Raw genomic sequence first — 23367 nt, 5'->3', positions numbered from 1 at the left:
TGTTGCGTTGGCCTGCCGGCTTTCCCGGGTTTCGAAACCCTGGGCCGCTCGCAAGCGGCCGGACCGGCGCATGGGAATGCTGGCAGGCTGGTTCATGCCCGAGGCGGGATCGGCGAGAAATCTCCGGAAGGAGACCGGCCGTGCCCGTCAGGCTCTGTCTCTCTTGGCAAGGACGTCGTCCACGATCGCCCGCGCCGCCTGAAACGCGGCTTCTATAGACATTTCGGACGTGTCGAGCAAGTGCGCGTCGGCGGCGGGCCGCAGCGGCGAGTCGGAGCGCCCCATGTCGCGCTCGTCGCGGCGCCTTATGTCGTCGAGGATTTCGGCGAGCGCGGCGGTGCCGCCGCGCGCCTCGATGTCGCGCAGCCGGCGCGCCGCGCGCACCTCGGCGCTGGCGGTGACGTAGAGCTTGACCGCGGCGTCGGGGCACACGACCGTGCCGATATCGCGGCCGTCGAGCACCGCGCCGCCGGGCTGAGCGGCGAAGGCGCGCTGCTTTTCGACGAGGATTTTGCGCACGTCCGGGATCACCGCAACCTTCGACGCCGCGTCGGCCACCGCATGGGCCGACAGCGCATGCTTGTCGAGATTGCCGAGATCGACCTGTCTTGCCGCCTCGACGGCATGCGCCGCGTCGTCGAGCGGCCAGCCTTTCTCCAGCATCCTGTGCGCCACGGCGCGGTAGGTAAGCCCGGTGTCGAGATGGCCGAGGTGAAAATAGTCGGCGATGCGGCGGGCCAGCGTACCCTTGCCGGAGGCGGCGGGGCCGTCGATGGCGATGGTGAGAATCTGGGTCATGGCGGCGCTTGAAGCGGAGATGCGCCGAAAAGGCAAGAGCCCCGACATTCCCTAACGGCAAGGGCACTGGACACGTCGCGGGATGCCGATATTGTTGGCCTCGAGGATGGAGCCATGCGTTGTGGCGACGGCAGCTGCCAGATGGCCTGCCGCGTCAGCAATGTGCGGTCAATATGGGAGGAAGCTTGATGAGACTTGGAGCCTTTCTGGCCGGGGTTTCGGCCTTTTGCGCGGCTGCCGGCGTGCCGGCATTCGCGCAGGACAAGCCGTTTGCCGGCGTTACCGTGAACGTCATCACCCAGACCGGAGCGATCCAGGAGCCGCTGCAGCGGCGCGCGCCCGACTTCGAGGCGCTCACGGGCGCCAAGGTCAACGTCATCGCCGTGCCGTTCTCGGATCTGTACCAGAAGATCCTCACCGACTGGGCGAGCGGCACCAATTCGGTCGACGCTGCCGTGTTCGCGCCGCAATGGATGGTCGACTACATCGCCGGCGGCTATCTCGAGGACCTGACGGCGCGCATCGAGGGCGACAAGGACATCAAGGAGGACGATGTCGGCGCGTTCTTCCGCGACTTCTCGCAGAAGTACAGCGGCAAGACCTACATGATCACCCTCGATGGTGATTTCCACATGATGTATTACCGCAAGGACGTGCTCGACGCCGCCGGGCAGAAGGTGCCGACGACCTGGGACGAGTATCTCGCGGTCGCCAAGGCCGTCCACGGCCAGGACATGAACGGCGACGGCAATCCGGACTTCGGCTCGTGCATCGCCAAGAAGCGCAACGCCCAGAGCTACTGGTTCGTCACCGACGTGGTCGGCTCGATGACGCAGTCCAAGGGCACCAGCCAGGGCACGTTCTTCAACACCAAGGACATGACGCCGCTGGTCAACAACGACGCCTTCCGCAAGGCGCTCGACTTCCTGTCCGAATCGACGAAATACGGGCCGCCGGACGAGCTCAACCTCGACGTCTCCGACACCCGCCCGCTGTTCGCGTCGGGCCGCTGCGCGCTCAACCTCGACTGGGGCGACGTCGGCACCATCTCCATCGATCCCAAGCAGTCGAAGGTTCAGGGCAAGTGGGGCGCCGCCATCATGCCGGGCGCCGGGGAGGTGCTCAACTGGGATACCGGCAAGCTCGAGGCCTGCACGCCGGAAATCTGCCCGCATGCCGTCGACGGCGTGAACCACGCCCCGTTCGCGGCCTTCGGCGGCTGGGGCGGCGGCATCAACGCGGCGGCCGATCCCAAGGTGAAGGATGCCGCCTACGCCTACTTCTCCTTCATGACCCAGCCGGCCCAGTCCAACGCCGACGTCACCGTCGGCGGCACCGGCTTCAACCCCTACCGGACCTCGCAGCTCAGCTACAGCGACCTGTGGAAGGGCGCCGGCATGACGGAAGAGGAGGCCAAGGTCTATCTCGGCGCCATCAACCAGAGCATGAGCAGCCCGAACATGATCCTCGACCTGCGCATCCCGCAGAACCAGAAGTACCAGCAGGTGGTGCTGGACGAGGCGGTGTCGCGCTTCCTGGCCGGCGAGATCGACAAGGAAGCGACGGTCAAGGCCGTCGAGGACGGCTGGAACGAGCTGAACGACGAGATCGGCAAGGACGAGCAGCTCGAACTCTACAAGGCGACGATCGGAGCCAAGTAGGGCATGATCCCGAAAAGTGCAGACTTTTCGGACAAGATCATGCGCAAAACAAGGAGATAGGGCGGAATGCCGATTCATCTTGATCGCATTCCGCTCTGTACGTCCGCAGCGAACGACCCGGCACGGTGCGAGCCGCGCCGGGTTCCCCCGCCCTCCGCATACGGCCGCTGATGACCGCAACCGCCGGTACCATGACCCAACCTCCCCACCGGCTCGGCTGGGCGGAGTGGCTCGATCGGCATTCCGGGCGCATCATGGTGATGCCGGCAGTGGTCGTGCTGCTGTGCTTCGCGATCTTTCCGCTGATCATCTCGGCCTATCTGTCGCTGTCGCGTTTCGCGCTGGCGCCCGGCGGCTTCACGCTGCGCTTCATCGGCTTCGCCAATTTCCGCAAGCTGCTGACCGGATCGCAGCAATACCACCTGCTGGGCGCGTTCGGCACGCTGGGCATTGTCCAATGGATCATCCTGGCCGCGACCGCCGCCGGGCTGCTCTTCCTGCTGGTCCGTTATTTCAGCGGCAGCCCGACCGTGGTGGGGACGCTCGGGCGCCTGGTGTCGGCCGCCATGGCGATGGCCCTCATCACGCTGGCCGCCCTCACTTTCGCACAGGGCGGCGTCCCCGGAACCGTGGTCACCACGCTGCTTTACGTATTCGTCGGCGTCGCCGTGCAGTTCGCGCTCGGGCTCGGCCTGGCGCTGCTCTGCGGCCAGGCGACGCGCGGCCGCAACTTCTTCCGCGTGCTGTTCTTCATTCCGCTGATGGTGACGCCGGTCGGCATCGCCTACACCTTCCGCATGCTGGCCGACATGCAGAAGGGCCCGTTCGCGCCGCTGCTCCAGGCCTTCGGGATCGGCGAGTGGTCCTGGGCGACGGAAGCATGGTCGGCGCGTCTGATGGTGCTGGTCGGCGACACCTGGCAGTGGACGCCCTTCATGTTCATCGTGCTGCTGGCGGCGGTGGAGAACCAGCCGCGCGACCAGGTCGAGGCGGCGCGGCTCGACGGCGCCAACGGTTTCCAGATTTTTCGCGACATCACCTGGCCGGCCATCGCCCCGATCGCGGCGACGGTGGTGCTGATCCGGCTGATCGAGGCATTCAAGATCATCGACCTGCCCAACGTCCTCACCGGCGGCGGCCCCGGCCTGGCGACCGAATCGATGACGCTGCACTCCTTCATCGCCTGGCGTACGCAGGACCTCGGCGGGTCCGCGGCCGTCGGCTACATGCTGCTGTTCATCTCCACGGTGGTCTGCGTGTCTTTCTTCAACTTCGCGGTCCGGCCGGCGCGCCGGTTCGAAGCATGAGCGCGGAGAAGCGCCCCCTCACGCGCCGGCTGTTCGAGCCGGCCTCGCTCGACAGCCAGGCGCCGGCCGCGAAATTCATCACCTATGCCTTGCTGATCCTGTGGTCGCTGGTGGTTCTGGTGCCGCTCTACTGGGTGCTGATCACCTCCTTCAAGGGCCCGGGCGAGGTCGACAACGGACCCTTCTACATCCCCTTCGTCGACTTCCAACCCTCGCTCGCGGCGTGGGATTTCATGCTGCTGCAGAACTACACGCTCGGCCCCTACCTCAATTCGGTGGTGGTGGCGCTGGTCAGCACGATGCTTGCCGTGCTGATCGGCTCGCTTGCCGCCTATGCGCTGGTGCGCATCCGCTTCCGGGTGAAGCTGGCAGGCGTCGCCGTCTTCCTGATCCTGCTCGTCGCCGTCATCGTTGCGGTCGCAACCTTCGGGGTGCCCTGGGAGATAGCCGTCGCCGTCGCCGCCGCGCTGTTCCTGACCGCGCTCTTCACCTTCGTCGCGCGCACCAGGCTGGCGCTCGGCAACAACGACATCGAGTTCTGGATCATCTCCAACCGCATCATGCCGCCGATCGTCGCCGTGCTGCCGATCTATGTGATGTTCCAGCAGCTCAGGATGCTCGATACCCAGGCCGCGCTGATCGCCACCTACACCGCCGTCAACTTGCCGATCGTGGTGTGGCTGACGCGCGACTTCTTTGCCGGCATTCCGCTCGACCTCGAGGAGAGCGCCGAGATCGACGGCGCCTCGAAGTTCCGCGTGTTCTTCACCATCGCGCTGCCGCTGGTGCGGTCCGGACTCGTCGCCACGTTCCTGCTGGTGCTGATCCTCGCCTGGAACGAATACCTGCTGGCGCTCTTCCTCTCCAATGCCAACGCCCAGACCATGCCGGTGCTGGTGTCGGCGCAGAACACCACCCGCGGCCCGCAATGGTGGAACATGTCGGTGCTGATCGTCGTGATGATCGCGCCGGTCGTGGTCATCGCCAGCGTGCTGCAGAAGCACATAGCCCGGGGTCTGCTGGTCGGGGCGATAAAGGGCTAGGCGATGCAGGTCACGCTTTCGGACATCCACAAGTCGTTCGGCGCCGTGCAGGTGGTCAAGGGGCTCGACCTGACCATCGAGGACGGCGAGTTCCTGGTGCTGCTCGGCCCGTCGGGTTGCGGCAAGACGACAGCGCTGCGCATGGTTGCCGGGCTGGAATCGGCGACGTCCGGCCAAATCCTGATCGGCGCGCGCGACGTCACCAACGTGCTGCCGAAGTACCGCGACGTGGCGATGGTCTTCCAGTCCTACGCGCTCTATCCGCACATGACGGTGGCGCAGAATATCGGCTATCCCCTGAAGCTGCGGAAGGTGCCGCAGGCGGAGCGCGACGCGGCGGTGCGCAACGCCGCCGTCAAGGTGGATCTGGAAGAATACCTCGACCGCTATCCGCGCCAGTTGTCGGGCGGGCAGCGACAGCGCATCGCGCTTGCCCGCGCCATGGTGCGGCGGCCGAGCGTGTTCCTGATGGACGAGCCGCTGTCCAATCTCGACGCCAAGCTGCGCGGCCACATGCGCGCGGAGCTGAAGCGCCTGCAGGCCGAGCTCGGGGTGACGACGATCTACGTCACGCATGACCAGGTCGAAGCCATGACCCTGGCGCACCGGGTTGCGATCATGAACAAGGGCGTCGTCCAGCAGGTCGCGAGCCCGCGCACGATCTACGAGGATCCCGCAAACCTGTTCGTGGCGGGCTTCATCGGCGCGCCGCCGATGAACTTCCTGCGGGGCGATCTCGCGGACCGCCACTTCGCCTTCCCGGAAGGGCGCTTCGCCGTTACCGTCAACGAAACCAGGCGCAATGTGACCGCCGGGATAAGGCCCGAAGACTGTACCGTGACCAGCCCGTCGGGAGGCAGGATATCTGCGCGGGTGTACTCGCTGGAGCTCATGGGCGACCACACGCTGGTGACATGCCGGCTGGGCGACGACTATGTGACCGTGAAGGCCGACAAGCTGGCGCAATACGCCATGGACGAGCCGATCGGCATCGCCTTCAAGAACGAGGCGCTGTTCCTGTTCGATACCGAGACAGGGGAGAGGATCCGCAGCCGCGCCGCGGTGGCGCCGGCGGCGTGATGCCCAAGGCCTGAACGACCGGAGTGCCGGCGCCGGTCGCGCCGGCAGTCGATGGATCCATCGCCGGAACACGACGGCTGGACGACAGTTCGTCCGTCGAGGAGGCTGTCATGGACATGGAAAGCAGGGAGCGCCGCTTCCCGGTTTCGGCCGGCATATTGTTCGGGCTCGGTCTCGGCGGCTTCTTCGATGGCATCGTGCTGCACCAATTGCTGCAATGGCATCACATGGCGACGTCGGCCGGCTATTCCGCCGACAGCGTGGAGAATCTCGAGTTCAACACGCTGCTCGACGGGCTCTTCCACGCCGGCACCTACATCTTCGTGGTGCTGGGGCTGGCCATGCTCTGGCACACCGCGCGCAAGGCGCATCTTTGGTGGTCCGGCAAGCTGCTGGCCGGGTCGATGCTGATGGGTTTCGGCCTCTTCAACCTGGTCGAAGGCACCGTCAACCACCAGCTGCTCGGGCTGCACCACGTCAACGAGACGGTGCCGCGCGAGCAGTGGATCTATTGGGACGTCGGCTTCCTGCTGTGGGGCGCCGCCATGCTCGGCGGCGGGTGGTTTCTGTATCGCTCCGGCCTGCGCGAGTCGCCCGGCGAGCGGAGCTGACGCCAGAGCAAAGCGGAATCCGATGAAGGTGGACCGGAATTCCGCTCGATCTCTTTGTTTTGTCGCATGATCTTTGTCCGAAAAGTCTGCAACTTTCGGGGTCATGCGCTATTCGGCGAAGAAGGCGAAGCGCAGCACGAACAGCGCCGCGACGATCCAGGTGGCCGGATGGACCTCGCGCGGCCTGCCGGTCAGCGTCTTCAGCACGGCGTAGCTGATGAAGCCGAAGGCGAGGCCGTTGGCGATCGAATAGGTGAAGGGCATCATCAGCGCCGTCAGCGCCGCAGGTGCTGCCTCGGTCACGTCGACCCAGTCCACCTCGAGCAGCTCGCGCATCATCAGGCAGGCGACGTAGAGCAGCGCCGGCGCGGTCGCGTAGGCCGGCACCGAGCCGGCCAGCGGCGAGAAGAACAGCGCCAGCAGGAACAGGCCGGCGACCACCAGCGCGGTCAGCCCGGTGCGGCCGCCCGCCTGCACGCCCGACGCGCTCTCGACATAGGCGGTGGTGCTCGAGGTGCCGAGGGCCGAGCCGGCGACGATCGCCGTGCTGTCGGCGAGCAGCGCGCGGCCGAGCCGGCTCGGCTTGCCCTTCTCGATCAACCCGGCGCGCTTGGCGACGCCGATCAGCGTGCCGGTGGCGTCGAACACCTCGACGAGCACGAACACCAGGATGACGTGCAGCAGGCCGGCATGCAGCGCGCCAAAAATATCGAGCTGCAGGAAGGTCGGGGCGAGGCTGGGCGGCGCCGACACCACGCCGTTGAACGGGCTGGCGCCGAGCGCCATGGAGAGCAGCGTCACCACGAGGATGCCGATCAGGATGGCGCCGCGTACCTTGAGCGCGTCGAGCGCGGCGATGATGAAGAAGCCGAGGATGGCGAGCAGCGGCCCCGTCTGCTTGAGGTCGCCCAGCGTGATGAAGGTGGCGGGGCTGGCGGCGACGATGCCTGAATTCTTCAGCGCGATGATGGCCAGGAACAGGCCGATGCCGGCGGCGATCGCGCTGCGCATCGAATATGGTATGCCGGCGATCAGCCAGCTGCGTATGCCGCTGACGGTGAGCAGCAGGAAGATCACGCCGGAGATGAACACGGCGCCCAGCGCCTGCTGCCAGGTGAAGCCCATGGCGCCGACCACGGTGAAGGCGAAGAAGGCGTTGAGCCCCATGCCGGGCGCCATGGCGACCGGCCAGTTGGCGACGAGCGCCATGACCAGCGAGCCGAGCGCCGCGGCCAGGCAGGTCGCCACGAACACGGCGTGGCGGTCCATGCCCGTCGACGACAGGATCTCGGGATTGACGAAGATGATGTAGGACATGGTCAGGAAGGTGGTGATGCCGGCGATCACCTCGGTCCGCACCGACGTCCCGCTCTCCTTCAGATTGAACAGTCTTTCCAGCACGCTTTCCTCCCAGGCGACGTCCAGGCGCCCGCCACGGGACCGCAGCGCGAGCGAGCGCTGGTCCATTCCCGGGCTGCGGCTGGTCCTCCTCTCGACGCGGGATGTCGCCGCCCGCGCCGGACGCCGGAACAATCCGCCGATTGCTTCGCCGGCACAAGGGCCCGACTATGGCGTTCTGGGACGAAGCTGTTTCGAGATTTCCTTGATCCAGCCGCGCTCATGGCCCGGCCGGACAGACGCGGATTGCCCGCAGGGCCTGGGCCGAAGCGCCGGCCGCGTTGGAGCTGATCGCCGCTCTGGTCGCCAGCCCGGGTTCAACTCCCCGCGGTATAGGCGGCGATCGCCGCCATGTTGACGATGTCGGAATCCTTGGCGTTCAGCGAGACGATCTGAACCGGCTTGTTCAAGCCCACCAGCAGCGGGCCGATGACGGTCGAGCCGCCGAGCTCCTGCAGCATCTTGGTCGAGATCGAGGCCGAGTGGAAGGCCGGCATGACCAGCACGTTGGCCGCTCCCGACAGGCGGCAGAACGGGTACTGCTGCTGCATCAGCCGGTAGTCGAGCGCTATGTCGGCGGCCATCTCGCCGTCATACTCGAAGTCGACCCGCCGCCGGTCGAGGATGCGGACCGCCTCCTGCACACGCTCGGAGCGCTCGCCGGGCGGATGGCCGAAGCTCGAATAGGCGAGCATCGCCACCCGCGGCTCGTAGCCCATGCGGCGCGCGAAACCGGCCGTCTCCTCGGCGATGTCGGCGATCTGCTCGGCATTGGGCATGTCGTGCACGGCGGTGTCGGCGACGATGACGGTGCGGCCTCTGGAGAGCACGATCGAGGCGCCGATGACGCGGTGACCGGGTTTCGCGTCGATGACGCGGCGGACGTCGTCCAGCACCGTCGAGTAGTTGCGGGTGAGGCCGGTGACCAGCCCGTCGGCATCGCCCAGCGCCAGCATGCAGGCGCCGAAATGGTTGCGGTCGTTGTTGATCAGCCGCTGGCAGTCGCGGAACAGAAAACCCTTGCGCTGCATGCGCTCGTAGAGATGGTCGGCATACAGAGCGTTGCGACGCGACAGCCGCGCGTTGATGATCTCGATGCCGGCCTTGTTCAAGTCGATGCCGGCGGTGCGGGCATTCTCCTTGATGACCTCGTCGCGGCCGATCAGGATGGCGGTGCCAAGCTTCTGGTTCACATAGGCGACGGCGGCGCGCATCACCTGCACCTCCTCGCCCTCGGCGAAGACGATGCGCTTGGGCTGGCGGCGCACGCGGTCGTAGATGCGCTGCAGCGTCGAGGCGATCGGGTCGCGGCGGGCCGACAGCTCCTGCGCGTAGCGGGCGAGGTCGAGGACCGGCTTGCGCGCCACGCCCGTCTCCATGGCGGCATGCGCCACGGCGATCGGGATCGCCGAGATCAGGCGCGGATCGAACGGCACGGGGATGATGTAGTTCGGGCCGAACTTCGGCCGCATGCCCTGATAGGCGGCCGCGACGTCGTCCGGCACGTCCTCGCGGGCGAGCGCGGCGAGCGCCCGCGCCGCCGCCACCTTCATCTCGTCGTTGATGGTCGTCGCCCGCACGTCGAGGGCGCCGCGGAAGATGTAGGGGAAGCCGAGCACGTTGTTGACCTGGTTCGGATAGTCCGAGCGGCCGGTGGCCATGATGGCGTCGGTGCGGATCTCGGCGACCTCCTCCGGCGTGATCTCCGGGTCGGGATTGGCCATGGCGAAGATGATCGGGTTCTTGGCCATCGACTGCACCATGGCCGGCGTCAGCGCGCCCTTGGCGGAGAGCCCGAAGAAGACGTCGGCGCCGTCAAGCGCCTCGGCCAGCGTGCGCGCCTCGGTCTTGACGGTATGCGCCGACTTCCACTGGTTCATGCCCTCGGCGCGGCCCTGGTAGACGACGCCCTTGGTGTCGCACAGGATGATGTTCTCCGGCGAGAAACCCATCGCCTTGATCAGCTCGATGCAGGCGATGCCGGCGGCACCCGCGCCGTTGCAGACGAGCTTCGTCGTCTTCATGTCGCGGCCGGTGATCTCCAGCGCGTTGATCAGCCCGGCGGCGGCGATGATTGCGGTGCCGTGCTGGTCGTCGTGGAAGACGGGGATGTCCATCACCTCGCGCAGCTTCTGCTCGATGATGAAGCAGTCCGGCGCCTTGATGTCCTCGAGGTTGATGCCACCGAAGGAGGGGCCGAGATAGCGCACGGCGTTGATGAAGGTGTCCGGGTCCTCGGTGTCGACCTCGAGATCGATCGAATCGACGTCGGCGAAGCGCTTGAACAGCACCGCCTTGCCTTCCATCACCGGCTTGGAGGCGAGCGCGCCGAGATTGCCGAGGCCGAGGATGGCGGTGCCGTTGGAGATGACGGCGACGAGATTGCCGCGGGTGGTGTAGTCGAAGGCGCGCGACGGATCCTCGGCGATCGCCTTCACCGGGACGGCGACGCCGGGCGAATAGGCAAGCGACAGGTCGCGCTGGGTGGCCATCGGCTTGGTCGGGTTGATCTCCAGCTTGCCCGGCCGCCCCATGGCATGGAAATCCAGCGCTTCCTGGGCGCTGACCGACGGTCCCGCATTCTCCGGTTTCTTCGATGCCGCCATGATGCCGCGCGTTCCTTCCCTAGCCGCTTCTTTTTGTGGAGTGTTCGGGATTAAGGCTACACTCCGAGCGAGTAAAGCGCCAAGCAGGAAGGAAGTGTCCTGCGCCCGCGCTGCGAGTCCCCCTCCCCCGGGAGGGGTTAGGGGTGGGGGTTCACAAGCATGGTGGCATGGAAATGAACTTGGAGGGCGGCGTGCGTCATACCCCCACCCCTATCCCCTCCCCTCAAGGGGGAGGGGCGCTCGCAGCGCTTCCCGCCGCGACGCCGATGATGGAGCAGTACATCGAGATCAAGGCGGCGAATCCCGATTCGCTGCTGTTCTACCGCATGGGCGATTTCTACGAGCTGTTCTTCGACGACGCCGAGGTGGCATCGCGGGCGCTCGGCATCGTGCTCACCAAGCGGGGCAAGCACCAGGGTTCTGACATCCCCATGTGCGGCGTGCCGATCCACGCCGCCGACGACTATTTGCAGAAGCTGATCGGGCTCGGCCACCGCGTCGCCGTGTGCGAGCAGATCGAGGATCCCGCGGAGGCCAAGAAGCGCGGCTCGAAATCGGTGGTGCGCCGCGACGTGGTGCGGCTGGTGACCCCCGGCACCATCACCGAGGACAGACTGCTTTCGCCGGCCGAATCCAACTTCCTGATGGCGCTCGGCCGGGTCAAGGGCGGCGGCTTCGCGCTCGCCTGGCTGGAGCTGTCGACCGGCCTTTTCCGGGTGACGGAGACCACCGCCGACCGGCTGGTCGCCGACGTCTTCCGCATCGACCCGCGCGAGCTGATCGTCGCCGAGCCGGTGTTCTTCGATCCCGAGCTGAAGCCGGTGTTCGATCTGCTGGGCCGCGTCGCCAGCCCGCAGCCGCCGAGCCTGTTCGATTCGGCTTCCGCCGCCGACCGCATCGCCCGCTTCTACCGCGTCGCCACGCCGGACGGCTTCGCCAGCTTCGGCCGGGCGGAGCTGTCGGCGATCTCCGGCATCATCGCTTTCGTCGAGAAGACGCAGAAGGCCGAGCGCCCGCCGCTCGGCGTGCCCGAGCGCGAGGCGGCCGGCTCGACGCTGTTCATCGACGCCGCGACGCGCGCCAATCTGGAGCTGGTGCGCACGCTGTCGGGCAGCCGCGACGGTTCGCTGCTCTATGCGATCGACCGCACCGTGACCGGCGCCGGGGCGCGCCTGCTGGCCGAGCGGCTGACCTCGCCGCTGACAGCGCCGGCGGCGGTCAATGCCCGGCTCGATTCGGTTTCCTGGCTGGTCGAGGAGAGCGACCTGCGCGAGGGACTGCGCGCGCTGCTCAAGGGCCTCGCCGACATGCCGCGGGCGCTGACCCGGCTGGCGCTCAATCGCGGCGGCCCGCGCGATCTCGGCGCGCTCGCCGCCGGTCTCGACGTCGCCGCGCAGGTTCGCCACCTGCTGGCGGCTGCCTCGCCTCCCGCCGAGATCGCATCGGCGCTGACGGCCATCGCCGACCTGCCCGTCTCCTTCGCCGAGCGGCTGGCGCGGGCGCTCGGCGACGAGACGCCGCTGCTCAAGCGCGACGGCGGCTTCGTGCGGCCGGGCTGGAACGCCGAGCTCGACGAGATGCGGGCATTGCGCGACGAGTCGCGAAAAGTCATCGCCGGCATGGAGCGCGACCTCGTCGAGGAGACGGGCGTCCGCTCGCTGAAGATCCGGCACAACAACGTACTCGGCTACTACATCGAGGTGACGGCAAACCATCAGGCGGCGTTGAGCGGGACCGACGCGCTGCGCGCCCGCTTCATCCATCGCCAGACCATGGCGAGCGCCATGCGCTTCACCACGACCGGGCTTGCCGATCTCGAGACCCGGATCGTCAATGCCGCCGACCGGGCGCTGGCGATCGAGCTCGGCGTGTTCGACGAACTGGTCGCCGAAGCCGTCGGCCATGCCGAGACCATTCGCGCCGGAGCGGCGGCGCTCGCCGTCCTCGACGTTTCGGCCGCGCTGGCGGCGCTCGCCGCCGACGAGCGCTGGACGCGGCCGATTGTCGACGACAGCCTGACCTTCGAGATCGAGGGCGGCCGTCACCCCGTGGTCGAACAGTCGCTGCGCCGCATCTCCGGCCAACCCTTCGTCGCCAACGACTGCGACCTGTCGCCGGCCGAAACGGGCAAGTTCGGCGCCATCTGGCTGCTTACCGGACCCAATATGGGCGGCAAGTCGACCTTCCTGCGGCAGAACGCGCTGATCGCCATCCTGGCCCAGGCCGGCTGCTTCGTGCCGGCGGCACGCGCGCATATCGGTGCGGTCGACCGGCTGTTCTCGCGCGTCGGCGCCTCCGACGACCTGGCGCGCGGCCGCTCCACCTTCATGGTCGAGATGGTCGAGACGGCGGCCATCCTCAACCAGGCCGGCGAGCGCTCGCTGGTCATTCTCGACGAGATCGGCCGCGGCACCGCCACCTTCGACGGCCTCTCCATCGCCTGGGCGGCGGTGGAATACCTGCACGAGAAGAACCGTTGCCGGGCGCTGTTCGCCACGCATTTCCACGAGATGACGGCGCTGGCCGAGAAGCTGCCGCGGCTCCACAACGCCACCATGCGGGTGAAGGAATGGGAGGGCGAGGTGATCTTCCTGCACGAGGTCGGCAAGGGCGCCGCCGACCGCTCCTACGGCATCCAGGTGGCGCGGCTGGCCGGCCTGCCAGCGGCCGTGGTCGAGCGCGCGCGCGAGGTGCTGCACCGGCTGGAGAGCGGCGAGACTTCCGGCAAGGCCGACCGGCTGGTCGACGACCTGCCGCTGTTTTCCGTGGCGGCGCGACGCGAGGCGCCGAAGCCGGACAAGCCCGACCTGCTGCGCGAGGCGGTCGCCGCGCTCAACCCGGACGAGATGACGCCGCGCGAGGCGCTGGAGGCGCTGTACAGGCTGAAGGGGAAGGCGGGCGGATAGGTGCAGGTGCCTGGCCGGTGGCTCCTTGACAGGTGACGGGAAAGATGCCACATAATCTGTCACATGGAAGTGTAGAAGGATGTGGCAATGATGACTTCAAGGGATCATCCCGACGGTTTTGAAGAAAGCGCCACTCCCTATCTTGCACCGACTCCCGTCCATCTGCCGGCAGGCCGGGCTGCGAGCCTCTACGGCGCGGACGGAATGGTCGACATAGATCATGTGGTGGAGCGCTTCGGCATGTCGAAGGGGCAGTTCGCGGAGACCATCGGACTGGCGCCGGAAACGCTGCGCCGCACCAGCCGCCTGACGGCGGCGAAGACTCAGTCGAGGATCACGGAGATGCTGGAGATCATCGCACGGGTGACCGGATGGGCCGGGGGCGAGAAGCAGGCGATGGCGTGGTATCGCGCCGAGCCGATCCCGGCCTTCGGCGGCCGCACGGCGGAAAGCCTCGTCAAGGACGGCAAGGCAAATGCCGTGCGCGACTATCTCGATCATGTCGCCATGGGCGGCTTTGCTTGAGGTTTGTCGGCGACTGCTACCGGGCGCATCATCCGAAATGGTCGTTCTCGCCGCTGTCCGGCGATGGGGCCAAAGTCCATGGCGGGCGCTTCAATCCGAAGGGAACCGCAGCGCTCTATCTCGGCCTGACGATCGAAGGCGCGGTGATCGAAGCGGCGCAAGGCTTTGCCGCGAAGCTCGAACCGCTGACCGTCTGCCTCTACGAGGTAGATTGCGACGACATCCTCGATCTCACAACCCCCGAAGCGCAAGCAGCGGCCGGCGTCGCGCCGGGCGACTTGGCCTGTGCATGGGCGCTCGACGTCGCGGAGGGGCGCCAGCCCGCGTCATGGAACCTGGCCAGGCGCCTGATCGGGCGCAGTTGTGCCGGCATCCTGGTGCCCTCCTTCGCGCGCGGCGCCCGCGCGGACATGCGCAATCTCGTCCTGTGGAAATGGCGACCGGAACTGCCGTGGCGCGTCATGGTCCACGATCCGTCCGGACGGCTGCCCAAGAATCTGCTCTCGTGGGAGATGCAGGGCCGCTGACGATGATCGGTCCGGGTCTTGCTAGCCGCTGCCGAGCCTTCGCACCAGCCCGGCCGGCAGCTTCTTCGCAAAATCCCGGGCCAGCGGGCGGGCGCGCTTCAGCACCGCCTCGCAATACAACCGGCCGCGGGGGGTGAACACGTAAGCCAGATCCTGGACGCCGGTCTCGCCGTCGGCGTGGCGCAGCTTGTAGGGATCGGCGGGCGCCAGCATGTCGAAGGTGGCCGAGCCGCGCTGCCTGGCGGTCGCGAAGACGTGATGGATGAGGATGCTGCCGATGCCCTCGCGCTCGCAGTCGGGATCGGAAGCGATGACATGGCCGAAGCTGCTGCCCTTGCAGTCGAAGGACAGGTCGATGCCGATCGGCCGGCCGTCGCGCTCGATGGTGGAGATGCGCAGCGCCGAGTCCGGATCGGCGGCGCAGTCCTCGAAAAAGGCGACGAAGCGCGGGTCGGACATGGTCGGCGACAGGATCGCATTGCGCTTCAGCCAATCGCGCTTGAAGGCGACGGCCTGCCGCGCCAGCCCGGCCGCCTCGCCCGGCGGCAGGCTGCGCAGGGCAATCTCTCCCAATTCGGCGAGACGGCGCAGCCGGCGGCGATAGGCGGAGCGTTCCCGCGCCGGATAGGCGGTACCCGGCCCGTCGGAGCCGACGCGCCCGGCAAGGTCTGCGAACGGCGCCTGGCTCTGGCTCAGGAGGACGGGACGGCGGGGTGCCTGTATGCCGAGCAACGCCGAATCGGCGCGTATCTTCTGGGCAAGGAAGAGATCGGCGCCGGAACGGTCCAGCGCCGACCACGCGGCCGCCACCACCTCCGCGTCGATCCCAGGCTCTGCCAAGACATCGCCGAACTGCGCCACGGGAGCGCCCATGACCTGCAGCACGCAAACGCCGAAGCGCCGCCGCAGGACCAGCGGCCAGAGCATGACGATGCGGCCGTCCCGCCGCGCGACCACCACATGCGGCGTCATGCTCGGCTCGAGATAGTGCCGGGCCCAGTGCGTCAGGAAGGCGTGGCTCTGGAACACCTGCTGCGGCAGCCCGGCGCGCGCGAAAAATGCGTCCCATTCGGGCCGCAGGGCTGCGAGACCGGCGGTCGTAGCGACGACCTCGATCCCCTGCCCGACAGCCGGCGCGACCGACCGTGCCGTCGCGACGGAGACCGATCCCGCCGTCAGGATGCCGGGATCGCTCATCCGCCGCCACGCATATAGGCGAGCAGCCGCTTCGGCCCGGCCAGCGGGAAGCGCAGCAGGTACGGTCCGAGCAGCAGCGGATGGCGCGCCGCGAAGGGTGCGTCCTGCTCGACGAGGTGGCGGATGGCGAGCACCGGCAACGGCGCCCTGAGCGGCCTGAAATCGGGGTTCCACAGGCCCGGTGCGTCATTGGTGGCGTGCATGAAGCCGATCATGCGGAAGCGGGCGAGCGAATAGAACTTGTGGCGGCGCTGCACCGCCTGCAGCATGGCGATGCCCTCGGGCGAGGCGCAGTTCGGAAAGCCGACGATGACGGTGCGGAAATGGCGCATGGACGGCTTGCAGGGGATCGCCTCCAGATCGGAAAAGCCCTGGCGGATCAGCCGAAAGGCCTCTTCCTCATCGCCGGGTCCGGCCGGGGAGATGGCGAGGCGGACCGTATCCAGCTTGGCTGCCTGCCTGGTGAACGGGCAAACGGCGCCGGTGCGGCCGAGATCGGCATGGCCGCGCATCAGATAGGCCTCGACCCAGCCGCGCAGCGTCGCCAGCGCGTCGTCGCCGGTTTCCGCGGCACGCGCTTCCTGCATGGTCAGCAAAGCTGTGCCGACAGCCGGCCTGGCAACCCTGTCAAGCATGACATCCACTCTTCCTCGACGTTGCATGGAAGACTAGCGCTTGTCGCTTGCCGAATGATTGAGCGGCTGCCGCGAAGCAGGCTCTTGCGAGATCATGGTTTCCGGATGGTTTCCAGGCGTTGCAAAAATCATGCTTTTCGGGGTCCGGCGACCGACGTGCGGGCCGGATGGCGCTGCCTTTCACCCAAGATCGACAGGGCCAGCGGCCGCCATCGATCATGCCTCGGCAGCGAATCCCGGTGCTTTTCGTTGACTTGGCGGCGGCGAGGCCGCACTGACTCCTCTATCGTAACCGCATGAATCAGTTCGCATGAACCTGCCGACCGATCCCGCCGAAAACCTCGCTTCGCTGATCCGCTGCCCGTCGGTCACGCCGGCCGAGGGCGGCGCGCTGGCGGCGCTGGCTGCGATGCTCGAGCCGATGGGCTTTGCCGTCGACCGTCCAGTGTTTTCCGAGGAGGGCACGCCCGACATCGAGAACCTCTATGCCCGGCTCTCCGGCAACGGCCCGCATCTGATGTTCGCCGGCCATACCGACGTCGTGCCGGTCGGCGATGCCGACGCGTGGACGCACCCGCCCTTCGCCGCGGACATCCGCAACGGCGAGATGATCGGCCGGGGTGCCGTCGACATGAAGGGCGGCATCGCCTGCTTCGTCGCGGCCTTGGCGCGGCGGCTGGCGGAAGGGGCCCGCCCGCGCGGGTCGGTGTCGCTGCTGATCACCGGCGACGAGGAAGGGCCGGCGATCAACGGCACGACGAAGCTGCTCGACTGGGCGGCGGCGCGCGGCGAGACATGGGACGCGGCGATCGTCGGCGAGCCGACCAATCCGGACTCGATCGGCGACATGATCAAGATCGGCCGGCGCGGCTCGCTGTCGGGGGAGGTCACAGTCCACGGACGTCAGGGCCATGTCGCCTATCCGCATCTGGCCGACAATCCGGTGCGCGGGCTGCTCTCGCTGGTGGATGCGCTGCTCGAACCCTCCTTCGACGGCGGCACGAAGGATTTCCAGCCCACCAATCTGGAGATCACTTCCATCGATGTCGGCAACCCGGCGGTGAACGTCATTCCGGCGCGGGCGAAGGCGACTTTCAACATCCGCTTCAACGACAGCTGGGAGGCCGAGACGATCCAGGCCGAGATCCACAATCGCCTCGATACGGCTGCCGGCCGGCGCAAATACCGCAAGGGCCGCACGGATAGAATCGACTTCGATCTCGTCTGGCGCGACCGTCCGAGCCATGTGTTCCTGACCCGCGACGAACGCCTCGTCGAAACCCTGTCGGCCTCCGTCGCGGCGGTGACCGGGCGCACGCCCGCGCTCTCCACGTCGGGGGGCACATCGGATGCGCGCTTCATCAAGGATTTCTGCCCGGTGGTCGAGTTCGGCCTGGTCGGCAAGACCATGCACATGGTGGACGAGCGCGTCGCCCTTTCCGACCTGGAAACGCTGACCCGAATCTACCAGCGTTTCCTGCAGGACTGGTTCGGGTGACGCCATGCTGGCCGGCGCCGAGATCCAGAGCGGACTGTCGGGCGCCTGGCGCATGATGGCCGGCCGCGCCGACGGGTTGCGGCTGCTCGATCTGTCGGCGGACGGTTTCTGGAACTCCTTCTTCGCCATCCTTGTCGCCGCGCCGGCCATGGCGCTCGGCTGGGTCATGCTCGCGGACCAGGTCTCCGACGTCCAGATGGCCTCGCGCGGCGGCCTCGTCGTCCGCTATGCGCTGCGCGATCTCGGCACGTGGGTGCTGCCGCTGATCGGCTTCGCGCTAGCGGCGAAGCCGGCAGGCCTTGCCGACCGCTTCGTCCCCTATGTGGTCGCCTCCAACTGGGGCTCGGCGCTGCTGGTCTGGCTGACCCTGCCGCCGACCATCCTCGCGATGCTGGCGCCCGGCGCCACCGACTTCGTCACGCTGCTGTCGCTGCTCTTCTACGGCGCCTCGCTGTTTCTCGGATGGCGGCTGACCAATGCCGCGATCGGACGCGGCCCGGCCATGGCGAGCGCCGTCTTCGCCGCCATGTTCGTGGCGTCGCTGATGGTGCTGCTGGCGCTTCAGGCGTTGCTCGGCCTGTCCGCCCCGTAGTCGACCCCGACCAGATAGAGCCCGTCGGGCGGCGCCACCTGGCCGCAGGCGGCGCGGTCGCGCGCGGCAAGCGCCGCCGCCAGATCGGCTGCGTTCCAGACACCCTCGCCGACCCGCTTCAGCGAGCCGACCATGGAGCGCACCTGGTTGTGCAGGAAGGAGCGGGCGGCGGCGCGCACCTCGATGAGGTCGCCGGTGCGGCTGACATCGAGCCGGTCGAGCGTGCGCAGCGGGCTGTTGGCCTGGCACTGCGCGGAGCGGAAGGTGGTGAAGTCGTGCCGGCCGACCAGCTCCTGGGCGGCGACGTGCATCGCCCCGGCGTCCAGCGGCTTCGGCACCCACCAGGCGCGGCCCTTCTCCAGCGCCGTCGGGCTGCGGCGGTTGAGGATGCGGTAGAGATAGCGGCGGCCGGTCGCCGAAAATCGCGCGTCGAAGTCCGGGCCGACCGGCGAAGCGGCGAGGATGACGACGCTGTCCCCGGCCGATTGCAGGTGCGCATTGACCGCGTCGCGCACCGTGTCGGCCGGCCAGTCGCGAACGAGATCGACATGGGCGACCTGGGCGGTGGCGTGGACGCCGGCGTCGGTGCGGCCGGCGGCGCGCAGGGAGACGGTCTCGCCGCAAAAACCCTTGACCGCCCGCTCGACCGCCTCCTGCACCGAGCGCGGCCCGTCCTGCCGCTGCCAGCCCGCATAGGGCCGGCCGTCATATTCGATGTCGAGGCGGTAGCGCGGCATGGCGTTCACAGGTCCGCGAAGGCGGCGGCGTAGACGAGCCGCCCTGTGGCGGGCGCCGCGCCCCAGGCGAGCGCCTGCAGTGCGTCGCCCTGGTAATCGCTGGCGAAAAGCCGGGCGCGCTCGTGCCGATAGCCGAAACGGCCGTAATAAGCGGGGTCGCCGAGCACCACGGAGAGCTCTTCGCCGGCCGTCGCGAGGCGGCGATGCGCCTCCTCGACCAGTGCGCTTCCGATGCCCGCACGCTGAAGAGCCGGATCGACGGCGAGCGGCGCAAGCGCCACCGCCGGGAACAGCATGCCGTCGCCGTCGACCAGAAGCCGCGAGAACAGGACGTGGCCGACGATGCGACCGTCCGTCTCGGCAACCAGTTCGAGCACGGCATCGCCGTCCGCCGCCAGCCGATCGACGAGGTCGGCTTCCAGCGGCTGCCCGAACGCCCGCTCGACCAGCGCATGGATGGCGGCGCGATCACCGGCACTGGCTGGCCTGATCATCGGGGTCATGGCAGGCGGTCTCCACGCGCCAGCTTGGCGCCGCGCAGGAACTCGACGGCTTCGACCGGCCGGCCGCCGGCACGCTGCACCTCGACCAGCCGCACGGCGCCGCCGCCGCAGGCGACCGTCAGCCGGTCATCGACAACAGTGCCGGGCTCGCCCTTCCCTTCGCCCATGGTGGACCGCAGCAGCTTCAGCCGCTCGCGCCGTCCGCCCGCCTCGAACTCGCACCAGGCGCCGGGAAAAGGCGACAGGCCGCGAATACGATTGTGCACCTCGGTCGCCGGCAGCGACCAGGCGATTCGCGTCTCGGCCTTGTCGATCTTGCTGGCGTAGGTGACACCGGCATCGGCCTGCGGCGCCAGCGCCAGCCGGCCCGCTTCGAGCGCCGCCATGGCCTCGACCATCAGCGCCGCGCCTGCCGTGCTCAGCCGGTCATGCAGTTCGCCCGTCGTCTCGTCCGGACCGATCGGCAGCCGCGCCGTCATCGCGACAGGCCCGGTGTCGAGGCCTTCTTCCATCTTCATCACCATCATGCCGGTCGCGGCGTCGCCGGCCATGACGGCGCGGTGAATGGGGGCCGCGCCCCGCCAGCGCGGCAGCAGCGAGGCGTGACCGTTGAAGCAGCCGAGCCGCGGCGCCTCCAGCACGGCGCGCGGCAACAGCAGACCATAGGCGACGACGACCGCGACGTCCGCGCCGAGCGCGGCGAATGCCTCCTGCCCGGCCTTGTCTTTCAATGTTGTCGGGCAGCGCACGGGAACGCCCAGCCGCTCCGCCTCCCGCTGCACCGGAGACGGCGTGAGGTCGAGCCCGCGCCGGCCGGCCGGCCGCGGCGGCTGCGTGTAGACGGCGGCAAGCTCGTGGCCGGCCTCGGCCAGCGCCGCCAGCGTCGGCACGGAAAATTCCGGCGTGCCCATGAAGATGATGCGAAGCGGCATGGCTCTTCCGCGTTTTTCGTGTCGCGGCACATAAGCGCCTCACCCGGCTATGTCGAGGGGCAGCCGCTTCGGCCGCTTCGGGCTGCGCCTCTTGCAAGGCGCCGCCGCCGCGCCGGTACTCGTCCAGGCAGGCGGCAAACCGGCAGCTCGGCTGCTCCCGGAACCGTGACGGCACGAAACTCCCCGACCGTTCGCGGCGGGGTTGCCTTGCGGGCGCGGACGCGTCATTCAGGGCAGCCAACGACACGAGGGAAATTGCCTTGACGGATCGCCAAGCCCGCCCAGTCTCGATTTTCCGCGAATTCCTCGACAGCGAGGCGTCGGGCGGCATCATCCTGATGGGCGCGGCGGTGCTGGCGCTGATCATCGCCAACTCGCCGCTGTCGGACGCCTATTTCGGGGCGCTCAAGACCTATGTCGGTCCGCTCAATGTCGAGCACTGGATCAATGACGGCTTGATGGCCGCGTTCTTCCTGCTGGTCGGGCTGGAGATCAAGCGCGAGATGCTCGACGGCCAGCTCTCCACCTGGCCGCGCCGCGCTTTGCCGGGCATCGCGGCCGTCGGCGGCATGGTCGTGCCGGCTCTGATCTATGTGGCGATCAATGTCGACAACCCGCAGGCGCTGCCCGGCTGGGCGATCCCCACCGCCACCGACATCGCCTTCGCGCTCGGCGTGCTGTCGCTGCTCGGCAACCGCGTTCCCGCCTCGCTGAAGGTCTTCCTCACCGCGCTCGCCATCATCGACGATCTCGGCGCGGTCATCATCATCGCGCTGTTCTATACCAGCGGCCTGGCGCTGCCTTACCTCGCGGGTGCCGCCGCCGTGCTCGCCATGCTGGTCGTGCTCAACCGCATGGGCGTGCTCAACCTGATCCCCTATGTCGTGCTGGGCGTCGCGCTGTGGGTGTTGGTGCTGAAGTCCGGCGTGCATGCAACGCTGGCCGGTGTGGCGCTGGCGCTGACTGTCCCGCTGCGCACCTCGCCCGGCATCGCGCGCGATCTGGAGCACTCGCCCCTGCATCGCATGGAGCACGCGCTGCACAAGGTCGTGCCTTTCGTGGTCATCCCGATCTTCGGCTTCGCCAATGCCGGCGTGTCGTTTGCCGGCATGAGCCTCGCCTCGCTGGCCGAGCCGCTGACGCTGGGCGTCGTCGCCGGCCTGGTCGTCGGCAAGCTGGTCGGCGTGCTCGCCACCTCGGCCATCGCGATCCGGCTCGGCCTCGCCGACCTGCCGATGCGGGCCGGCTGGTCGCATATGACCGGCGTGGCCCTTTTGTGCGGCATCGGCTTCACCATGAGCCTGTTCATCGGCCTGCTCGCCTTCGCCTACGACCCCGCCATGCAGCAGGCGGTGAAGCTCGGCATCCTCGCCGGCTCGCTGCTTGCCGCGCTGCTCGGCACGGCGGTGCTGCTGATGTCCCCCCGGCCGACCGTCGAAGACGACGACGAGTGATTGCCGATCCGGCGCCAGCATGACATAGGTCCGGCCGGCCCGACGCAAGCAGGACGAACAATTGCCCGAGAACGAGACCGGCCGGCCCGCGCCGGAGCGCAGGATGATGAAGGTGCTCGGCGGCGAGACGGCCTCGCCGCCGCCGATCTGGATGATGCGTCAGGCCGGCCGCTACCTGCCCGAATACCGCGAGGTGCGCCAGCGGGCCGGCTCCTTCCTCGACCTCTGCTACAATCCGGATTTCGCCGTCGAGGTTACGCTGCAGCCGATCCGCCGTTTCGGCTTCGATGCCTCGATCCTGTTCTCCGACATACTGGTGGTGCCGCACGCGCTCGGCCGCGACTTGAGCTTCGTCGAGGGCGAGGGGCCGCGTCTCGTTCCGATCGAGACGGCCGAGATCGCCCGGCTCGGCGAGGGCGGCGATTTCCACGCCAGGTTGGCACCTGTCTACGAGACGGTTTCCCGCCTGCGCCGCGAACTTCCCGACGAGACGACGCTGATCGGCTTCTGCGGCGCGCCGTGGACGGTGGCGACCTACATGATCGCCGGCCGCGGCACGCCCGACCAGGCGCCGGCGCGGCTGTTCGGCTTTCGCGAGCCCGAAGCCATGGCGCGGCTGCTCGGCAGGCTGGCCGAGGTATCGGCCGAGTATCTGATCCGCCAGATCGACGCCGGTGCCGATGTGGTGCAGATTTTCGACTCCTGGGCGGGCGTGCTGGACGAGGCAAGCTTTCAGGCCTGGTGCGTAGAGCCGGTAGCAGAGATCGTCCGGCGGGTGCACGAAAAACATCCGGCGACGCCGATCATCGGTTTTCCGCGCGGCGCAGGCGCGCTCTATGCCGGCTATCGCGAAAAGACCGGCGTCACCGCGCTCGGCCTCGACTGGTCGGTGCCGCTCACCCAGGCCCGCGCCCTGCAGGCCGGCGGCGCCGTGCAGGGCAATCTCGACCCGCTGCGGCTGGTCGCCGGCGGCCGCGCGCTGGACGAAGGCGTGGACGCGATCCTCGAAGCCCTCGGCGGCGCTCCGCTGATCTTCAATCTCGGCCACGGCATCACGCCGGAGACGCCCATCGCCCATGTGGAGCGCATGGTGAAGCGGGTGCGGGGATGATCTCTTCTCTTCGGGAGAACGGCAGCGTAATCGCATAACGAATTACCCCCACCCCTAACCCCTCCCCTCAAGGGGGAGGGGAATCTTGCTGCGGCTCCACCGGACGCCAACCGTCGACGATTTTGTTCGGCGTTGCGGCCACAAGGTCCCCCTCCCCCTTGAGGGCAGGGCTATCGCATATGAGCATCGGAAGGACAGACAGCTCTGCGTCGTCATTCCGGGGCCGCGCAGCGGAACCCGGAATCC

Annotated in this window: 20 protein-coding genes; 12 read left to right on the top strand and 8 right to left on the bottom strand. The window is 68.0% G+C overall.

From position 1 onward, the window contains the following. Window positions 1-147 precede the first annotated feature (147 nt). A complete protein-coding gene (gene cmk, locus AC5JDC_RS06265) occupies window positions 148-798 on the bottom strand; it encodes a (d)CMP kinase (protein ID WP_495840094.1) in 651 nt (216 codons plus the stop codon). A gap of 188 nt (window positions 799-986) precedes the next feature. On the opposite strand from cmk, the gene AC5JDC_RS06260 reads away from it, so the two are divergent. The 5 genes from AC5JDC_RS06260 (at window position 987) to AC5JDC_RS06240 (ending at window position 6500) form a co-directional block, all read left to right on the top strand. After that, window positions 987-2459, top strand: a complete 1473-nt coding sequence (locus tag AC5JDC_RS06260; RefSeq protein ID WP_495840092.1) for an ABC transporter substrate-binding protein — start codon at window positions 987-989, stop codon at window positions 2457-2459. 191 nt (window positions 2460-2650) lie between these two features. Next, window positions 2651-3766, top strand: coding sequence for a carbohydrate ABC transporter permease (locus AC5JDC_RS06255; protein WP_495840090.1), 1116 nt, complete (start codon window positions 2651-2653; stop codon window positions 3764-3766). Continuing rightward, window positions 3763-4809: a carbohydrate ABC transporter permease gene (locus AC5JDC_RS06250; RefSeq protein ID WP_495840088.1), complete on the top strand. Its 1047-nt coding sequence runs from the start codon at window positions 3763-3765 to the stop codon at window positions 4807-4809. Before AC5JDC_RS06255 ends, AC5JDC_RS06250 begins: the two co-directional genes overlap by 4 nt. A gap of 3 nt (window positions 4810-4812) precedes the next feature. Further along, window positions 4813-5889 carry an ABC transporter ATP-binding protein gene (locus tag AC5JDC_RS06245; protein ID WP_495840086.1) on the top strand — a complete coding sequence of 359 codons (1077 nt, stop codon included), beginning with the start codon at window positions 4813-4815 and terminating at the stop codon, window positions 5887-5889. Between the two features lie 110 nt (window positions 5890-5999). Next, window positions 6000-6500: a DUF2243 domain-containing protein gene (locus AC5JDC_RS06240; RefSeq protein WP_495840084.1), complete on the top strand. Its 501-nt coding sequence runs from the start codon at window positions 6000-6002 to the stop codon at window positions 6498-6500. Window positions 6501-6608: 108 nt separating this feature from the next. On the opposite strand, the gene AC5JDC_RS06235 is transcribed toward AC5JDC_RS06240, so the two are convergent. Further along, on the bottom strand, window positions 6609-7901 hold the full coding sequence (locus tag AC5JDC_RS06235) for an NCS2 family permease (protein WP_106774117.1): 1293 nt from the start codon (window positions 7899-7901) through the stop codon (window positions 6609-6611). A 314-nt stretch (window positions 7902-8215) separates the two neighbouring features. Further along, window positions 8216-10504 (bottom strand): NADP-dependent malic enzyme, encoded by a 2289-nt coding sequence (locus AC5JDC_RS06230; protein ID WP_495840082.1) that lies wholly within the window; start codon window positions 10502-10504, stop codon window positions 8216-8218. A 266-nt stretch (window positions 10505-10770) separates the two neighbouring features. Between AC5JDC_RS06230 and mutS the strand changes: the two genes are divergently transcribed. The 3 genes from mutS (at window position 10771) to AC5JDC_RS06215 (ending at window position 14462) form a co-directional block, all read left to right on the top strand. After that, on the top strand, window positions 10771-13410 hold the full coding sequence (mutS, locus tag AC5JDC_RS06225) for a DNA mismatch repair protein MutS (protein WP_495840232.1): 2640 nt from the start codon (window positions 10771-10773) through the stop codon (window positions 13408-13410). Between the two features lie 87 nt (window positions 13411-13497). Further along, window positions 13498-13935 carry an MbcA/ParS/Xre antitoxin family protein gene (locus AC5JDC_RS06220; protein WP_495840080.1) on the top strand — a complete coding sequence of 146 codons (438 nt, stop codon included), beginning with the start codon at window positions 13498-13500 and terminating at the stop codon, window positions 13933-13935. Continuing rightward, window positions 13932-14462 carry an RES family NAD+ phosphorylase gene (locus AC5JDC_RS06215; protein WP_495840078.1) on the top strand — a complete coding sequence of 177 codons (531 nt, stop codon included), beginning with the start codon at window positions 13932-13934 and terminating at the stop codon, window positions 14460-14462. Before AC5JDC_RS06220 ends, AC5JDC_RS06215 begins: the two co-directional genes overlap by 4 nt. Window positions 14463-14483: 21 nt before the next feature. On the opposite strand, the gene AC5JDC_RS06210 is transcribed toward AC5JDC_RS06215, so the two are convergent. Together AC5JDC_RS06210 and AC5JDC_RS06205 are read right to left on the bottom strand one after the other, a co-directional pair. Continuing rightward, on the bottom strand, window positions 14484-15659 hold the full coding sequence (locus AC5JDC_RS06210; protein WP_495840076.1) for a GNAT family N-acetyltransferase: 1176 nt from the start codon (window positions 15657-15659) through the stop codon (window positions 14484-14486). Then, window positions 15656-16294: a DUF6875 domain-containing protein gene (locus AC5JDC_RS06205; RefSeq protein ID WP_495840074.1), complete on the bottom strand. Its 639-nt coding sequence runs from the start codon at window positions 16292-16294 to the stop codon at window positions 15656-15658. The genes AC5JDC_RS06210 and AC5JDC_RS06205 overlap by 4 nt, the downstream gene beginning before the upstream one ends. 310 nt (window positions 16295-16604) lie before the next feature. On the opposite strand from AC5JDC_RS06205, the gene dapE reads away from it, so the two are divergent. After that, window positions 16605-17792 carry a succinyl-diaminopimelate desuccinylase gene (dapE, locus tag AC5JDC_RS06200; protein ID WP_495840072.1) on the top strand — a complete coding sequence of 396 codons (1188 nt, stop codon included), beginning with the start codon at window positions 16605-16607 and terminating at the stop codon, window positions 17790-17792. A gap of 4 nt (window positions 17793-17796) precedes the next feature. Further along, window positions 17797-18384, top strand: coding sequence for a transporter (locus AC5JDC_RS06195; protein WP_106774098.1), 588 nt, complete (start codon window positions 17797-17799; stop codon window positions 18382-18384). Here the strand turns inward: AC5JDC_RS06195 and truA are convergent. From truA to fmt, 3 genes are read right to left on the bottom strand one after another with little or no spacing between them, the layout of a single operon-like run. Continuing rightward, window positions 18354-19121: a tRNA pseudouridine(38-40) synthase TruA gene (gene truA, locus AC5JDC_RS06190; RefSeq protein WP_495840069.1), complete on the bottom strand. Its 768-nt coding sequence runs from the start codon at window positions 19119-19121 to the stop codon at window positions 18354-18356. The two genes, AC5JDC_RS06195 and truA, sit on opposite strands and share 31 nt — an antisense overlap. Window positions 19122-19126: 5 nt before the next feature. Further along, window positions 19127-19624 carry a GNAT family N-acetyltransferase gene (locus AC5JDC_RS06185; RefSeq protein ID WP_495840067.1) on the bottom strand — a complete coding sequence of 166 codons (498 nt, stop codon included), beginning with the start codon at window positions 19622-19624 and terminating at the stop codon, window positions 19127-19129. After that, on the bottom strand, window positions 19621-20556 hold the full coding sequence (gene fmt / locus AC5JDC_RS06180) for a methionyl-tRNA formyltransferase (RefSeq protein ID WP_495840065.1): 936 nt from the start codon (window positions 20554-20556) through the stop codon (window positions 19621-19623). Before fmt ends, AC5JDC_RS06185 begins: the two co-directional genes overlap by 4 nt. 254 nt (window positions 20557-20810) lie before the next feature. On the opposite strand from fmt, the gene nhaA reads away from it, so the two are divergent. Both nhaA and hemE read left to right on the top strand, forming a co-directional pair. Beyond that, window positions 20811-22010: a Na+/H+ antiporter NhaA gene (gene nhaA / locus AC5JDC_RS06175; RefSeq protein WP_495840230.1), complete on the top strand. Its 1200-nt coding sequence runs from the start codon at window positions 20811-20813 to the stop codon at window positions 22008-22010. 103 nt (window positions 22011-22113) lie between these two features. Beyond that, complete coding sequence (hemE, locus tag AC5JDC_RS06170; protein WP_495840228.1) at window positions 22114-23121, top strand: uroporphyrinogen decarboxylase; 1008 nt, start codon at window positions 22114-22116, stop codon at window positions 23119-23121. Window positions 23122-23367: the final 246 nt, after the last annotated feature.

This window comes from Kumtagia sp. (assembly GCF_059502445.1).
Note: the sequence above shows the minus strand (reverse complement) of the source record. Positions and strands in the feature narration are given on the sequence as shown.

What these genes read in the sequence shown, in the direction of transcription:
- AC5JDC_RS06210 (WP_495840076.1), bottom strand. Translation starts at nt 15,659, where the DNA reads ATGAGCGATCCCGGCATCCTGACGGCGGGATCGGTCTCCGTCGCGACG.
- hemE (WP_495840228.1), top strand. Translation starts at nt 22,114, where the DNA reads ATGATGAAGGTGCTCGGCGGCGAGACGGCCTCGCCGCCGCCGATCTGG.
- AC5JDC_RS06260 (WP_495840092.1), top strand. Translation starts at nt 987, where the DNA reads ATGAGACTTGGAGCCTTTCTGGCCGGGGTTTCGGCCTTTTGCGCGGCT.
- AC5JDC_RS06240 (WP_495840084.1), top strand. Translation starts at nt 6,000, where the DNA reads ATGGACATGGAAAGCAGGGAGCGCCGCTTCCCGGTTTCGGCCGGCATA.
- AC5JDC_RS06205 (WP_495840074.1), bottom strand. Translation starts at nt 16,294, where the DNA reads ATGCTTGACAGGGTTGCCAGGCCGGCTGTCGGCACAGCTTTGCTGACC.
- AC5JDC_RS06195 (WP_106774098.1), top strand. Translation starts at nt 17,797, where the DNA reads ATGCTGGCCGGCGCCGAGATCCAGAGCGGACTGTCGGGCGCCTGGCGC.
- AC5JDC_RS06185 (WP_495840067.1), bottom strand. Translation starts at nt 19,624, where the DNA reads ATGACCCCGATGATCAGGCCAGCCAGTGCCGGTGATCGCGCCGCCATC.
- AC5JDC_RS06230 (WP_495840082.1), bottom strand. Translation starts at nt 10,504, where the DNA reads ATGGCGGCATCGAAGAAACCGGAGAATGCGGGACCGTCGGTCAGCGCC.
- cmk (WP_495840094.1), bottom strand. Translation starts at nt 798, where the DNA reads ATGACCCAGATTCTCACCATCGCCATCGACGGCCCCGCCGCCTCCGGC.
- dapE (WP_495840072.1), top strand. Translation starts at nt 16,605, where the DNA reads ATGAACCTGCCGACCGATCCCGCCGAAAACCTCGCTTCGCTGATCCGC.
- AC5JDC_RS06250 (WP_495840088.1), top strand. Translation starts at nt 3,763, where the DNA reads ATGAGCGCGGAGAAGCGCCCCCTCACGCGCCGGCTGTTCGAGCCGGCC.
- fmt (WP_495840065.1), bottom strand. Translation starts at nt 20,556, where the DNA reads ATGCCGCTTCGCATCATCTTCATGGGCACGCCGGAATTTTCCGTGCCG.
- mutS (WP_495840232.1), top strand. Translation starts at nt 10,771, where the DNA reads ATGATGGAGCAGTACATCGAGATCAAGGCGGCGAATCCCGATTCGCTG.
- AC5JDC_RS06220 (WP_495840080.1), top strand. Translation starts at nt 13,498, where the DNA reads ATGATGACTTCAAGGGATCATCCCGACGGTTTTGAAGAAAGCGCCACT.
- AC5JDC_RS06255 (WP_495840090.1), top strand. Translation starts at nt 2,651, where the DNA reads ATGACCCAACCTCCCCACCGGCTCGGCTGGGCGGAGTGGCTCGATCGG.
- AC5JDC_RS06245 (WP_495840086.1), top strand. Translation starts at nt 4,813, where the DNA reads ATGCAGGTCACGCTTTCGGACATCCACAAGTCGTTCGGCGCCGTGCAG.
- truA (WP_495840069.1), bottom strand. Translation starts at nt 19,121, where the DNA reads ATGCCGCGCTACCGCCTCGACATCGAATATGACGGCCGGCCCTATGCG.